This is a genomic window from Halorientalis brevis (assembly GCF_023077655.1).
The window spans coordinates 281,346-294,287 of sequence record NZ_JALLGV010000005.1 but is presented as its reverse complement, the minus strand read 5'-3'; the positions used below and the strand labels follow the sequence as shown (position 1 = coordinate 294,287).

The following is a 12,942-nucleotide window of genomic DNA, read 5'->3' as shown; positions in this document are numbered from 1 at the left end:
GATGGCCGGAGGGCTCGGGACCGACGTTCGGCACGCCGTCCGAATCGCCGAGGTCGAGGTCCGTCGGTCGGTCCGATCGATTCTGGCCAGTCGTCGGCAACTGCTCGGACTCACGCTCATGCTGCTGGCGTTCACACCGGCAGGCTACGTTATGCTCACCGGGAGCTACGCGGCCGGTGTGCGGTTCGCCGACGGAACGGCCCTCCCGGTCGTCACCTACGCCCGCGCCCAGGTGACGGCCTGGCTCGGGTCGATGACGCTCCTGTTCGGGCTGCGGATGCTCGAACGCGCCGGAGACGTCGATCACGCGGACTTGCTGTTGACGACGGTGCGGCCGCGGGCCGTCGTCACGGGCCTGTTCCTCGCCGAGTACGTGCGCGTCCTGGCCGTCGTCCTGACGCCGCTGCTCCTGTTCGTCACTGCCTTCGCCGTCGGGGCGGAGGCGCTGGGTCTCGTTCCCGTCGTGGCGGTCGGCATGGTGCCGATCCTGGCGGCCGCGCTCACAGGCGGATTCGCGGTGGCGTACGTCGCCAGACTCGGCTTTCGACGACTCGGCAGGGGCGACGTGTCCAAGCGTGGCCTGGGGCTGATCGTCATGGTCGGCATCGTCTTCGGTATCAACTTCTACGTGCCCGAGGACCCGTCCCGACTGCTCTCTCTGCTGGCTCCCCTGAGCGCGGTGCCGGTCGGCCCGTACGCCGACCTGTTGCTCGTCACTGCGCCGTTTTCCGTGTCGGTCGGCGTCGAATCCCTCGTCGCCGCAGTGCTCATCCTGGGGGCAACGCCGGTCTTGCTGGGGGCGACCTGGCGACTCGCACCTGTCGTCTGGTTCGGAGACGCACCGGCAACGAATCAGTCCGACGAGGGGGACGAGTCGACGAGGTTCGATCGGTCGGGCGCGCCGGCAGTGCTCGACGCTCGGCGAACCACGCGACTGGTCTGGTGGCAGTGGCTGCGGGGGCTTCGAGCCCCCTCGCAGTTCGTCCACATGCTGTATTTCCTGTTCATGGGTTTTCCGGTGTTGCAGTTGACAGTCGAACACCCGCGGTCGCCCGTGCTGCCGATGTTCGTCGCCGTCATCGGCGCGTTCCTGGCCGGCGGCTCGTTCGGACTGAACCCGCTCGGCATCGAAGGGTCGATGCTCCCGGCCATCGTCACGACGCCGTCGCCGGGACGCGCGATCGTTCGGGCGCGCATCCTTGCTGGAACGCTGGCCTGGCTCCCGGTCACGCTCCTGCTGATCGTTGGTTTCGGCGCGTTCAGTCGACTCCAGGGCATCGACGTGCTGTTCGTCGCAGCGATCGCCGTCGCGCTGACCTGGCTCAGCTGCACCCTGGCGCTGGCACTCGGTGCCGCTGCGCCGCGGTTCGAGAACGTCCGGGCGTTCGGCGGCGTCGAGGCCCCGACGCCGACGACCGTCGCACTGCTCGGGCACTCGTTTCTGACCGTCGTCTTCGCTGCGCTCGGGTTCGCAGCTGTGTTCGTCCCCGACGTGTACGACCGACCACCGTTGACGGGGACGACCGAACTGCTCGCGCAACTCGGCGGGCTCGCGTTCTGGGCGGTGAGCGCCACGCTGATCGGGGGGATCTGCTATCGCTACGCGGTCAGGCGCGTGAACACGTTCACCTACGAGTGACCGCCGGCCGCGGTACGTTGATTGGGGTCGACGGCAATGAAGGCGTATGGACGGGATGGCGGGGAGCGAATCCACGTCGGGGACCGCTGTTCAGCTGACCGACGTCAGTCGGACCTACCAGCGCGGCGAGCCGGTGCACGCGCTCGCCGACGTCTCGCTCACGCTGGCTCACGGCTCGTACGCGGCCGTGATGGGTCCGAGCGGGTCGGGGAAGAGTACCCTGCTCAACTGCATCGGCTGTCTGGACACGCCCGATACCGGGACGATCCGGATCAACGACCGCGAGGTGACGACGCTCAGCGACCGCGCTCGGGCACGCGTCCGGGGGCAGGAGGTCGGCTTCGTCTTCCAGACGTTCAACCTCATGCCGCGGCTGACCGCCCTGGAGAACGTCGCCCTCCCGCTGGTGTTCCAGGACGTCGACCGGGACTCCCGTCTCTCGCGGGCCCGTGAACTGCTCACCAGCGTCGGGTTGGCCGACCGGACCGACCACCTGCCGTCGGAACTCAGCGGTGGCCAGCGCCAGCGGGTCGCCATCGCTCGCGCACTCGCGACCGATCCGGCGATCCTGTTGGCCGACGAGCCGACGGGCAACATCGACACCGAGACGGGAGCGACGATCATGGGCATGTTCGACGACCTGCGTGACGCGGGCCACACGATCCTGTTGGTGACCCACGAGCGGGACGTCGCCGAACACGCCGAGCGGATCGTCCACCTCAGAGACGGCGGCATCGAGCGGATCGAGGAACTCGACGGACGGGAGCCATCCAACGGTGAACCAGGGGACCGAACGGAGGGTGCCTGATGGACGTCGGCGAGAGCCTCCGGATGAGCGTGCGGACGATTCGCGGCCACAAACTCCGAAGCGTGCTGACGACGCTCGGCATCGTCATCGGGATCGCTGCCGTCATCACGTTCGTCACGCTCGGCGTCAGTCTCAAGGCCGAGATCGTGGGCGAGTTCAGCGAATCGGGTGCCAACAGCATCTTCCTGCTCCCCGCGCCGAGCGGCGAGGGCGGCGGCTTCGGCTTCGGTGCGCAGGCGGTGTTCACGGAGCACGATCTCGCCCAGCTCAGGGCCGCCGAGGGCGTCCGTGCGGTGGTTCCGGTTGGCTCGATCCCCGTGTCGGCCGTCGGCCGCGATAACGAGTCCGTCGCGACGAGCGACATGACTGCCACCTCGCCGGCGCAGTTCGACGGCGCGGAGTTCGCGGCGGGCGGACCGTTCACCGAGCGCCGTCCCGGACTCGTCGTCAACCGCGAGGCCGCTCGGCAGTTCCCCGGGAACCTGTCGGTCGGCGACGAGGTGACGGTGACTCACCGGAACGGGTCGCAGTTCGACATCGCTGTCGTCGGGATTCTGGCGAACGACACGTCCGTGTCCGGGTTCGGCGGCTTCGGCTCGGGACCGTCCTTCTACCTCCCGACGGAGTACTACGATCAGGTCGTCGAGAGTCCCTCGACCGGCGAGTCACAGCGCGTGTACCCCCAGGTGACGGTCGTCGCCGAGAACCCCGGTGAGATCGCGACCGTGAAAGACCGCGTCCAGCGCTCGCTCGCGTCCTCGGACGCCGCCCAGCTCGTGCCGCAGGGCTACGAGATCAGTGCCCGGACGAACGAAGACATCGTCGAGCGCATCGGAAACGTCGTCGACCGGCTCACCCAGTTCGTCACCGGCATCGCCGTCATCTCCCTGCTTGTCGGGGCCATCGGCATCGCGAACATCATGTTGGTCTCCGTCCGCGAGCGCACCAGAGAGATCGGCATCATGAAAGCCGTCGGGGCGACCAACCGGGACGTCCTCCAGTTGTTCCTGGTCGAAGCCACGCTGCTGGGTTTACTGGGCGCGCTCGTCGGCACGCCGCTGGGCGTCCTCGGCGGGTACATCGTCACGCAGTACGCTGACCTGCCGCTGACGCTCGCCTACCAGTGGTTCGCGCTCGCGATCGGCATCGGCGTCCTCGTGGGAATCGTCGCCGGCCTCTACCCGGCCTGGAGCGCCGCCAGGGTCGACCCGATCGACGCGCTTCGCTACGAATAGTACCTTTTTTCTCGTCGGGTTTCCTCGGGCGCTCTTCGAGCACCCTGCGGGAACCACTCCTCGAAAAAATCTACGCTAAAAAAGGCTGCCGGCTCACTTCGTTCGCCGGCAGTGAACCGTGCGCCTCCGGCGCACGGATGCCTTCCGCGACCGTTGTTCAGTGTGTGCCAGTATCGTGCTGCTGATTATATCAAACGCAACACATCAACGCAGTATCGTGCTGCATACAGCGCGCTTAGTCAGCACGACGGATTCCAGCCAGAATGAAGAGAAAGGGTATAGCACAGCACGTTATGACCCAGTAAATATACGACAATCAATCTGCAATACAGATTATGGGGATAGCACACACGGACAAGACTCCCCTCTCCAAGGGCGAGATACGGAGACTTCTTATTGCTGCTGTTGGCACCCCGCTTGCCTATCTCTTGTACCAATTCATGCTCAGAAGTGTGCAGGGCTATACCCAACTCGTTACGCTCCCGCAACTCACACCGACCCTGTTTCTGGGATTTCTTGTGCTTGGTGTTACCGGGGCTCTCGCTCTGCTCACGTGGAATCTGGGCTTTCGGATTGCACCGATCGCTGCATTCGGCGCAGTGTTGAGCGTCCCATGGCTCTATTTTGGACCACCGATCAATCTGGGGTATTCCACGCTTCCGTTCGGTACATTGTCGCTGGTGATTGGTGTTGAGGGCACGATTCGTTTCCGAGAGCGAACTCCAGAGATAGTCACGGACAAGACCGGGTGGATCGCAGTCGGGGCAGGCCTGCTTCACTTTGCCCTTGGCTTCGGGCTACAGGTGGCCACACGACAGTTGTTCTGGCTCGATAATTCGTTCCCGAGTGTGCTTCTAATGGGGTTCATCTACGTCGTTTCTGGAATCGCGCTGGTTGTAGCCGGTGCGCTCCCTGTTATTCTGTGGCGTCGCTATCGATTGGTGACGCCAGCGGTGGCTACAGTAAGTTGGTTCACGTGGGGCCTCTATGGTATCTGGGTTCGTTGGAACGCCCTTCCGTTGAGTGAATTCACCGGGATCGGATGGGGAAACTTCACGCCACATCCGGATTATCTGTTGAAATGGACCGGATTGATGATTGTATTGCTGGCAGGAGTTGGTGCCGAGTTAGTGCTGCGAGAAATCAGTCGGTTTGTCCGGAATTAGACCGATCGCGAGTTTTGCCCCCACAGTGAGCGACTGATTCAGGGATCACGGACAAAACAAGCGAGTGACCAGTGCTGAACTCACCCTCTATATCCAGCATACATTACCTGACAGATATCATGTAGATGCTGGATTACTGTGGTACAGCGTCCATCTTTGACTATCACGCCAGCATCCGCGCGCCTCCGGCGCGCGGTTCACTGCCGGCGAACGAAGTGAGCCGGCAGCCTTTTTTAGCGTAGATTTTTTCGAGGAGTGGTTCCCGCAGGGTGCTCGAAGAGCGCCCGAGGAAACCCGACGAGAAAAAAGGTACTATTGGAACGTCCGGCCGATGGTCTCTTCTTCCTGCTCGACGCCAGCGCCGCGGCGGTCGAACCGTTCTTCGATCTCGTCGTAGCGTTCCCGGGTCTCTTCGGTGACGCTCGGGCCGACCTCGTCGAGCGCGTTCTCGAAGTGCTCCATGGTCACGCGGACGTTGCCCACGCTCTCGCCGACTTCCTCCGGCGAGACGCTGTTGATGAACTCACGCGATGCGGCCATGGAGGCCTCGCGGGCCAGCGCCTCGACGTCGGCGCCGACGAAGCCGTCGGTCTCGCGGGCCAGTTTGTCCAGGTCCACGTCGTCGGCCAGCGGCTTGTCACGCGTGTGGACCTCGAGGATGGCGCGGCGCGCCTCCTCGTCGGGCACCGGCACGTGGACGTGGCGGTCCAGGCGACCGGGGCGCAGCAGCGCCGAGTCGATGAGGTCCGGGCGGTTCGAGGTCGCGATGACCACGACGTCCTCCAGCGACTCGATGCCGTCGAGTTCAGTCAGCAGCTGGCTGACGACTCGCTCGCCGACGCCGGAGTCGGTTGCGTTGCGGCCGCGTTCGCCCGCGATGGAGTCGATCTCGTCGAAGAACACCACGGTGGGTGCGTTCGAGCGAGCCTTCTCGAACACCTCGCGGACGCCCTTCTCGCTTTCGCCGACGTACTTGTTCAGCAGCTCCGGCCCCTTCACGGAGATGAAGTTGCTCTGGGCCTCGTTAGCGACGGCCTTCGCGAGCAGGGTCTTCCCCGTGCCCGGCGGGCCGTACATGAGGACGCCCTTGGGCGACTCCATGTCCATGGTCTCGAACACCTCGGGGTACTCCAGGGGCCACTGGATGGTCTCCCGGAGGCGTTCCTTGGTGTCCTCGAGGCCGCCGACGTCGTTCCAGGTGATGTCGGGCACCTCGACGAACACTTCGCGGAGCGCGGAGGGTTCGATGCCCTTCAGCGCGTCCTTGAAGTCGCCCTCCGAGACCTGCAGTCGCTCCAGTACCTCGGCGTCGATCTCGTCGGATTCGAGGTCGAGTTCCGGACGGATGCGCCGGAGCGCGTTCATCGCCGACTCCTTGGCCAGCGATTCCAGGTCTGCGCCGACGAACCCGTGGGTGTTTTCGGCGTACTCTTCGAGGTCGATGTCGTCGGAGATGGGCATCCCGCGGGTGTGGACCTGCAGGATCTCCTTGCGGCCCTCCTTGTCCGGGACGCCGATCTCGATCTCGCGGTCGAAGCGGCCACCACGGCGGAGTGCCGGGTCGATGGCGTCGACGCGGTTGGTCGCCCCGATGACGACGACTTCGTTGCGCGACTCCAGGCCGTCCATCAGGCTGAGGAGTTGCGCGACGACGCGGCGTTCGACGTCGCCGGAGGTCTCACCGCGTTTTGGCGCGATGGAGTCGATCTCGTCGATGAAGACGATCGCCGGCGCGTTTTCCTCGGCCTCCTCGAACACTTCGCGGAGTTGCTCCTCGGATTCCCCGTAGTACTTCGACATGATCTCGGGACCCGAGATGTTCGTGAAGTACGCGTCGATCTCGTTGGCGACGGCCTTGGCCATCAGGGTCTTCCCCGTGCCCGGCGGGCCGTGCAGGAGGACGCCCTTCGGCGGCTCGATGCCGAGCTGCTGGAACAGCTCGGGGTGGCGCATCGGCAACTCGATCATCTCGCGAACCTGTTCGAGCTCGTCGTCGAGTCCGCCGATGTCCTCGTAGGTCACGCTCGGCGTCTCGCGCCCGCCGCCGGCACCGGCCTCGCCGGTGATCTGCTCGGCGGGTTTCTCGCTGACCTCGATGTCGGTCGAGTCGGTCACGACGACCGTCCCGCCGGGGTTTGTCTCGGCGATCTTCAGCGGAATCTGCTGGCCGGACATCGACGAGAGCGGGCCGAGCCCCAGCGAGAACGGGACGGTCTGCCCCTGCGTGACGGCCTGCCCGGAGAGCTTGTTCCGGATGTGGGGGCCGACGTTCCCGCGAACGCGGAGGTTCTGCGGGAGAGCGACGGTCACCGACTTCGCCGGCTGGACGTCGGCGTCCTCGACGGTGACGGTGTCGTCGATCCCGACGTCGGCCTCCTGGCGCAGCTGGCCGTCGATCCGGATGACGTCGCGGCCCTCGTCTTCGGGGTAGCCGGGCCAGACCCGCGCCACGGCCTTTCCCCCGTTCTTGCCGTCGATGACGATGTAATCGCCGTTCTCCAGGCCCATCTCGGACATGGCGGCCCGGTCGACGGCGGCGAGCCCGCGACCCGCGTCCTTCTGTTTGAGTGGCTTGACGGTGAGTTTCATGCCTTCACCTCGACAGTGAGCACGCCGTTTTTCATAAACACTTGCGCGCTTTCGTCGTCGTCCTCGCTCACGGGGAGCTCGAACTCGTACTGCTCGTCGTCGTCGGTCACGATGATGACCGTGTCACCGACCACGTCGACGCTGGCCTCGCGACCGACGCCCACGTCGGCAGCGAACACCGCCGATCCGTCGTCATACTGCATCCGGCTCACCGGCCCTTCCGACTCGATGAACTGCTCTCTTCCATTCATACTAACTCCAAGTTAGCACCTCTACTATTTAAATCTTGTGCCGACAAACCACCAGACGGCGTCGGGGGGCGAAACTAGCGGCTGAAATGCAGTTCGAGCGCACGTCGATGGAAACTTCGTCGTGAGGGTTTATCAGCGTCAGGGTGCAATCGGTCGTATGCAGACGGTCAGCCACGACGGTCGGGAGACGGCGTATCGGCGGACTGATTTCGGCCACGACGCCCCGCCCGTGCTGTTCGTCCACGGGAGCGGTGGGACGCACGAGGTCTGGACTGGCCAGTACGGTCGTCGCGAGAACGAGTATCCCGCCGTCGCACTGGACCTGAGCGGCCACGGCGACTCCGCGGACGTCGACACCGCGCCCGGCTACGAGACGCTCGACGCCTACGTGGCCGACGTGCGCGCGGTCGTGCGCGAGACCGGCGCCGAGTTACTCGTCGGCAATTCGCTGGGCGGCGCCGTCGTCCTCCAGACAGTCCTCGAATCCGACGTCGACCCTGCCGGAATCGTGCTCGCGGGGACCGGGGCGAAGCTCACCGTCCACCCCGACGTCAGGGAGTGGCTGGCCGAGGACTTCGAGCGAGCGATCGAGTTCCTCCACGGCGACGACATGCTCTTTCACGACCCGGACCCCGCTCACGTCGAACGCTCAAAGACGTCAATGCGCGACGTCGGCCGCGCCGTCACGGAACGCGACTTCCGCTCCTGCCACGAGTTCGACGTCCGGGATCGCCTCGACGAGGTCGACGTGCCCGCGCTGGCGCTGGTCGGCGAGTACGATTCGCTCACGCCCGTCGAGTATCACGAGTATCTCGCTGAGAACATTCCCGACGCGGACTTCGTCGAAATCGCCAACGCGGCCCATCTCGCGATGGTCGAACAGCCAGAAGCGTTCACCGGCGCGATCAGCATGTTCTGCCAGCGACTCTGAAACGGCCAGTCGGCTGCCAGGAACGCCCACCATTTCGGTCTGGCTCGCTGGTCTGACTCAGTACAGTTCGTCCAGATCGTCCTCGTAGTGGCTGTGCTCTTCGGCGGGGAAATCGCCGGATTCGACGGCGTCGTTGTATTTTTCGACGGCGCCTGCCATCTCGCTGCGCACGTCGCCGAACTGTTCAGAGAACGGCGGCTCCCAGTCGCTTAGCCCCACGACGTCGTTGATGACGAGCACCTGGCCGTCACACCCGGGGCCGGCGCCGATGCCGATGGTCGGGATGTCGAGCGCGTCGGTCACCTTTTCTGCGAGGTTCGCGGGGACGTGTTCCAGTACGAGCGAGAACGCGCCGGCCTCCTCGTGTCTGTTCGCAAGGTCGATGATTCGGCGGGCCGCCTCCGGCGTCGTTCCCTGACGGGTGTACCCGCCAAGTTCGTTGACTTTCTGGGGCGTGAGCCCGAGGTGGGCCATGACCGGGATGCCGAGTTCGGTCAGTCGCTCGGTGAGTTCGACGGTTCGCTTGCTGCTCTCGATTTTGACTGCATCCGCGCCCTCCTCTTTGAGCATCCGGCCGCAGTGCTCGATGCTCTCGCTCTGGTCCACGCCGAACGAGAGAAACGGCATGTCGGCGACGACGAGCGCGTCTTCGGTTCCGCGGACCACCGCACCGGTACGACTCGCGATCTCGTCGACGGTCACGGGCAGCGTCGACTCGTAGCCCATGTCTGCGTTGCCCACGCTGTCGCCGACAAGGATCACGTCCGTCCCGGCGGCGTCGACGATGCTCGCGGTCACGGCGTCGTACGCCGTCAACATCGTGATCGACTGCTCGCCGGCCATCTCGCGTATCTCTGTGACAGAGGGCATACCCAACCTCTCGCGCCCCTGGGTCGTAAACGTGTCCGATTATCGATTCCAAGCGACGGGTGGCAACCAATAGACGCTTATTCGGGCCGGTCCCAGGCGCAAGCGTGCCAACGCGCGTCGACGATCCCGCCGAGCCAACCGACCCCGACACCGTCGACTACGGTTGGGTCATGCAAGTGACGTTCGTCGTGACCATCATCGTCGGCGCGCCGATCGTCGCCGTGCTCTCGGCGGGCGTGCAGCTCCCGACCTGGGAAGCGCGCGTCAGTTTCGCCGTCCGAGTCGGCGCGATCGTCTGGCTCTGCACTGCCGTCGCCGTCTTCGCCTACGCGCGCCGCTCGAACTGATCAGAACTGTGCCTGCCACTTCGACTGGTAAATGAAGGCCGTGCCAGCGTTCTCCGCGGTGTGGTAATCCCGGCGCGAGTCACCGATGAAAAGAGTCCGTTCCGGCGCAGCGCCCAGCGCGTCGATCGTCGCCAGCAGCGGTTCCGGATCGGGTTTCTCCGTGTCGACCGAGTCCCGGCCGACGATCTGGCCGACGGCGCTGTCGAGTCCGTAGGTCTCCAGGGCGATCCGACACGCGGCTTCACTGTTCAGCGAGCAGACCCCGACCGGGCGTTCGTGCGGCAACGCCTCGGCGAGCGGCAGTTTTTCCGCGGTGCGTGCGCCCTCGCGTTCGAACTCGGTGATCGTCTCCTCGACCTTCCGTCGATAGCCCGTCTCCTCGGACAGTTCGAGCATCGTCCAGAGGTCGGCACCGTCGACGTCGACGCCGCGCGCTCGCAACACGGCCGCCACGTTCTGCGTCACCTCGTCCCAGTCCACGTCGAGCGACACGAGCGTCCCGTCTAAGTCGTAGACGTACGCGTCGTACTCGTCCTGCCTTGTCACGAACTGCGGTACGACCGGCCGATAGATATGTGCTTCGGGGTCGGTAGCGGTCGTCCACGACGATTCTCACTGACCCTGCTTGGGTGCCGTTCCTGCCTAGCATTCAAGTACGAAACCGAGACCATCTGCGCACGTGCGCTGACCGTCACCGCAGGTCGGTTTGCAGTCGTGCGACACGCCGGCCTGCGGAGCCGCCCGTGTCGCCTGTTCGCCACCTACTCTGCGGTCTCTCGGAGAAACGTCACGATTTCGTCGGCCGGTGCTCCCAGGCCGCCACCCTGGGCGACCGTCGGCCCGCCGCCGCCGCCACCGCCGAAATCCGCCGTGACGTCGTCGACCACGTCACCCGCATCGACCTCGCCGGCCGTCGCGACCGCGAGGTACTGCCCGTCCTCGCTGACCAGCGCGACGACGTCCGCTCCGTCGCCCACGGCGTCTTGTGCCCGGTCGGCGAGTCCGTTCGCATCGAGGCCCGGAACTGCACCGACCACCCACCTGCGCCCCGCTTTCTCGACGGCGTCCTCTTGGAGCGCGGCGAGTCTCGTTTCCACCAGTTCGTCGCGGAGCGCGTCGAGCTCCGCGCGCGTCTCTTCGCGGTCGGCCTGAAGGCGCTCGACCGCGTCCGGGAGGTCGGCCACGCTGGTGTCGAGTTTCCGTGCGCTCGCCAGTGCGGCTTCGTGGTCGTCGGCGCGCCGCTCGATCGCTGCCGGACCGACCGCGAACTCCACTCGCGTCAACCCTTCCCCGGGATTGGACCTGTCGAGCACGGCGACCGGTCCGATCTCGCTGGTATTCTCGACGTGTGTACCGCCGCAGGCGGCGACGTCCCAGTCTTCGATCGTGACGACGCGAACCGAATCGCTCTCGAGTCCCTCTTCGGTCTTCGTGTTGAACGCGATCTCGTCGTCGGCCAGGGCCGTCTCGCGGTCGCGCTCCTCCCAGGTGACCTGTCGGCTGTCCCAGACGACGCGGTTGACGAGCCGTTCGAGTTCGACCAGCGTCGCGTCGTCGACGTCCGTGGTCGTGGTGAGGTCGACGCGCACGCGATCTTCGGTGATGCCGAACCCGCCGTACCCCAGGTCGTCGAGTAACCGTCTCCCAGCCCCGTAGAGGGCGTGACTCGCCGTGTGCGCTCGCATGCAGTAGGTGCGGAACTCGTCGTCGACGACTCCGTCGACGGCGTCACCGACCGAGAAGTCGGGTTCGCGTGCCAGTTCGTGGAGTACTTCCCCGTCACGTGACTGCACGGCGACGACGTCGATGCCGTCGAGCGTCCCGCGATCTGCGGGTTGGCCGCCGCCCTCGGGATAGAAGTAGGTCGTATCGAGGACGACGTGGGTACTGTCGAGTCGATCGACTGTCGCGGAGAATTGTCGGATGTAGGGTTCGTCTGGGCCGCGTGAGTGCATACTGCTGCCCGACGACTGGGGGTGGTAAAAAGCTCAGGCCGACTCGGAGAGTTCGACGTCGAGTCGGTCTTCGAGTTTCGCGACGACGGAGCCGCCGACGCCAGCCTGGGTCGCGCGGCCCTGCTCGACTGCCAGCAGGTCGGCTTCGTCGATGTCGAGTTCCTCGGCCAGCTCGGCGAGTTGGAGGCCGGCGTCCTGGCGCGCCTCCGTGAGCTGTTTCCCGTAGCCGGAGACGAGATACGGGAGCTGATCGTCCTCGTAGTTGGTGCCGTCCTCCTCCCAGTGTTTGGAGTCGGCTTTCCGAGCGTCGTCGATGCGGGCCGCGTTCTGTGCGGCGCGCCGCTTGCGGTCCTGGTCGCTCCGCTCGCCGTCGTCGCTCCCGGAGCCGCCCCTGCTATCGGTCTCGCCGTGTTGCGCACACTCGGCGCAGACCTCCAGGGTGGCACCGGCGACGTTGGCCGTGCGGAGGTCGTCGTCCTCCGCGCCACAGAGTTCGCAGTTCCCACCGGCACTACCGCCCGCCCCGCCGGTCGAATATTTGGCCATGTCCCCGGTAGTAGCTTCCCCGTATTTGAAAGGTCCGTTTCCGACAGCCGTCTCGTCGATGGCAAACGAAAGCCCTTTTAACTAACCGCGGATACGAATGCAATGCAGACAGACGCAGCGTGCGTGGGTAGCCAAGCCAGGCCAACGGCGCAGCGTTGAGGGCGCTGTCCCGTAGGGGTCCGCCGGTTCAAATCCGGTCCCACGCACTGCAAAGTGCAGGTGAGGTCCTACAGGACATCACCCACGCAAAATCTTACTGACGAACCAAACTAGGTAGCGACAGCGCGGGCGCTGTCCCGTAGGGGTCCGCCGGTGAGCAATCGGCGCTGCCGATTGCGAGCCCTGGAAGACGCGCGCAACGTAGTGAGCACGTCTTCCTCTGGTTCAAATCCGGTCCCACGCACTGCAAAGTGCAGGTGAGGTCCTACAGGACATCACCCACGCAAAATCTTACTGACGAACCAAACTACGTAGCGACAGCGCGGGCGCCGTCCCGTCGGGGTCCGCCGGTGAGTCGCGCTCACTCGACGCGGCCGACCGCGCTCCGTCGAGCACAAGACGTTTAGCCGAACCTGTTGCAGATACCGATACGACGGAGCGTTACC

At 65.3% G+C, this 12,942-nt stretch carries 12 protein-coding genes and 1 tRNA gene; 7 read left to right on the top strand and 6 right to left on the bottom strand.

From position 1 onward, the window contains the following. Position 1: 1 nt before the first annotated feature. The 4 genes from MU553_RS13485 to MU553_RS13470 all read left to right on the top strand — a co-directional run bounded on the left by MU553_RS13485 (position 2) and on the right by MU553_RS13470 (position 4,848). Entirely contained in the window at positions 2-1,639 is a 1,638-nt protein-coding gene (locus MU553_RS13485; RefSeq protein WP_247378525.1) for a hypothetical protein, read from the top strand. A gap of 46 nt (positions 1,640-1,685) precedes the next feature. Beyond that, entirely contained in the window at positions 1,686-2,447 is a 762-nt protein-coding gene (locus MU553_RS13480; protein WP_345893371.1) for an ABC transporter ATP-binding protein, read from the top strand. Next, the gene (locus MU553_RS13475; RefSeq protein ID WP_247378524.1) at positions 2,447-3,682 is read left to right on the top strand and encodes an ABC transporter permease; all 1,236 of its coding nucleotides are present in this window, start codon (positions 2,447-2,449) and stop codon (positions 3,680-3,682) included. The genes MU553_RS13480 and MU553_RS13475 overlap by 1 nt, the downstream gene beginning before the upstream one ends. A gap of 335 nt (positions 3,683-4,017) precedes the next feature. Next, positions 4,018-4,848 carry a hypothetical protein gene (locus MU553_RS13470; protein ID WP_247378523.1) on the top strand — a complete coding sequence of 277 codons (831 nt, stop codon included), beginning with the start codon at positions 4,018-4,020 and terminating at the stop codon, positions 4,846-4,848. Positions 4,849-5,160: 312 nt separating this feature from the next. Here the strand turns inward: MU553_RS13470 and MU553_RS13465 are convergent, their stop codons facing one another. Both MU553_RS13465 and MU553_RS13460 read right to left on the bottom strand, forming a co-directional pair. Beyond that, entirely contained in the window at positions 5,161-7,437 is a 2,277-nt protein-coding gene (locus MU553_RS13465; RefSeq protein WP_247378522.1) for a CDC48 family AAA ATPase, read from the bottom strand. Next, positions 7,434-7,688: a DUF7127 family protein gene (locus tag MU553_RS13460; RefSeq protein ID WP_247378521.1), complete on the bottom strand. Its 255-nt coding sequence runs from the start codon at positions 7,686-7,688 to the stop codon at positions 7,434-7,436. The genes MU553_RS13465 and MU553_RS13460 overlap by 4 nt, the downstream gene beginning before the upstream one ends. A 157-nt stretch (positions 7,689-7,845) precedes the next feature. On the opposite strand from MU553_RS13460, the gene MU553_RS13455 reads away from it, so the two are divergent. Then, complete coding sequence (locus MU553_RS13455) at positions 7,846-8,619, top strand: alpha/beta fold hydrolase (RefSeq protein WP_247378520.1); 774 nt, start codon at positions 7,846-7,848, stop codon at positions 8,617-8,619. A gap of 57 nt (positions 8,620-8,676) precedes the next feature. Here MU553_RS13455 and panB read toward each other — a convergent pair whose 3' ends face one another. Continuing rightward, the gene (gene panB / locus MU553_RS13450; RefSeq protein ID WP_247378519.1) at positions 8,677-9,489 is read right to left on the bottom strand and encodes a 3-methyl-2-oxobutanoate hydroxymethyltransferase; all 813 of its coding nucleotides are present in this window, start codon (positions 9,487-9,489) and stop codon (positions 8,677-8,679) included. A 170-nt stretch (positions 9,490-9,659) separates the two neighbouring features. Here panB and MU553_RS13445 point away from each other — a divergent pair, with 170 nt between their 5' ends. Beyond that, positions 9,660-9,836, top strand: a complete 177-nt coding sequence (locus tag MU553_RS13445; RefSeq protein ID WP_247379029.1) for a DUF5822 domain-containing protein — start codon at positions 9,660-9,662, stop codon at positions 9,834-9,836. On the opposite strand, the gene MU553_RS13440 is transcribed toward MU553_RS13445, so the two are convergent. The 3 genes from MU553_RS13440 to MU553_RS13430 form a co-directional block, all read right to left on the bottom strand. Further along, positions 9,837-10,382 carry an HAD family hydrolase gene (locus tag MU553_RS13440; protein WP_247378518.1) on the bottom strand — a complete coding sequence of 182 codons (546 nt, stop codon included), beginning with the start codon at positions 10,380-10,382 and terminating at the stop codon, positions 9,837-9,839. A gap of 215 nt (positions 10,383-10,597) precedes the next feature. Then, the gene (locus tag MU553_RS13435) at positions 10,598-11,791 is read right to left on the bottom strand and encodes an alanyl-tRNA editing protein (protein WP_247378517.1); all 1,194 of its coding nucleotides are present in this window, start codon (positions 11,789-11,791) and stop codon (positions 10,598-10,600) included. 33 nt (positions 11,792-11,824) lie between these two features. Beyond that, complete coding sequence (locus tag MU553_RS13430; RefSeq protein ID WP_247378516.1) at positions 11,825-12,337, bottom strand: helix-turn-helix domain-containing protein; 513 nt, start codon at positions 12,335-12,337, stop codon at positions 11,825-11,827. 121 nt (positions 12,338-12,458) lie between these two features. Here MU553_RS13430 and MU553_RS13425 point away from each other — a divergent pair. Beyond that, a tRNA-Leu gene (locus MU553_RS13425) sits at positions 12,459-12,543 on the top strand. The last annotated feature ends 399 nt before the right edge of the window (positions 12,544-12,942 follow it).

What these genes read in the sequence shown, in the direction of transcription:
- MU553_RS13485 (WP_247378525.1), top strand. Translation starts at nt 2, where the DNA reads ATGGCCGGAGGGCTCGGGACCGACGTTCGGCACGCCGTCCGAATCGCC.
- MU553_RS13480 (WP_345893371.1), top strand. Translation starts at nt 1,686, where the DNA reads ATGGACGGGATGGCGGGGAGCGAATCCACGTCGGGGACCGCTGTTCAG.
- MU553_RS13475 (WP_247378524.1), top strand. Translation starts at nt 2,447, where the DNA reads ATGGACGTCGGCGAGAGCCTCCGGATGAGCGTGCGGACGATTCGCGGC.
- MU553_RS13470 (WP_247378523.1), top strand. Translation starts at nt 4,018, where the DNA reads ATGGGGATAGCACACACGGACAAGACTCCCCTCTCCAAGGGCGAGATA.
- MU553_RS13465 (WP_247378522.1), bottom strand. Translation starts at nt 7,437, where the DNA reads ATGAAACTCACCGTCAAGCCACTCAAACAGAAGGACGCGGGTCGCGGG.
- MU553_RS13460 (WP_247378521.1), bottom strand. Translation starts at nt 7,688, where the DNA reads ATGAATGGAAGAGAGCAGTTCATCGAGTCGGAAGGGCCGGTGAGCCGG.
- MU553_RS13455 (WP_247378520.1), top strand. Translation starts at nt 7,846, where the DNA reads ATGCAGACGGTCAGCCACGACGGTCGGGAGACGGCGTATCGGCGGACT.
- panB (WP_247378519.1), bottom strand. Translation starts at nt 9,489, where the DNA reads ATGCCCTCTGTCACAGAGATACGCGAGATGGCCGGCGAGCAGTCGATC.
- MU553_RS13445 (WP_247379029.1), top strand. Translation starts at nt 9,660, where the DNA reads ATGCAAGTGACGTTCGTCGTGACCATCATCGTCGGCGCGCCGATCGTC.
- MU553_RS13435 (WP_247378517.1), bottom strand. Translation starts at nt 11,791, where the DNA reads ATGCACTCACGCGGCCCAGACGAACCCTACATCCGACAATTCTCCGCG.
- MU553_RS13430 (WP_247378516.1), bottom strand. Translation starts at nt 12,337, where the DNA reads ATGGCCAAATATTCGACCGGCGGGGCGGGCGGTAGTGCCGGTGGGAAC.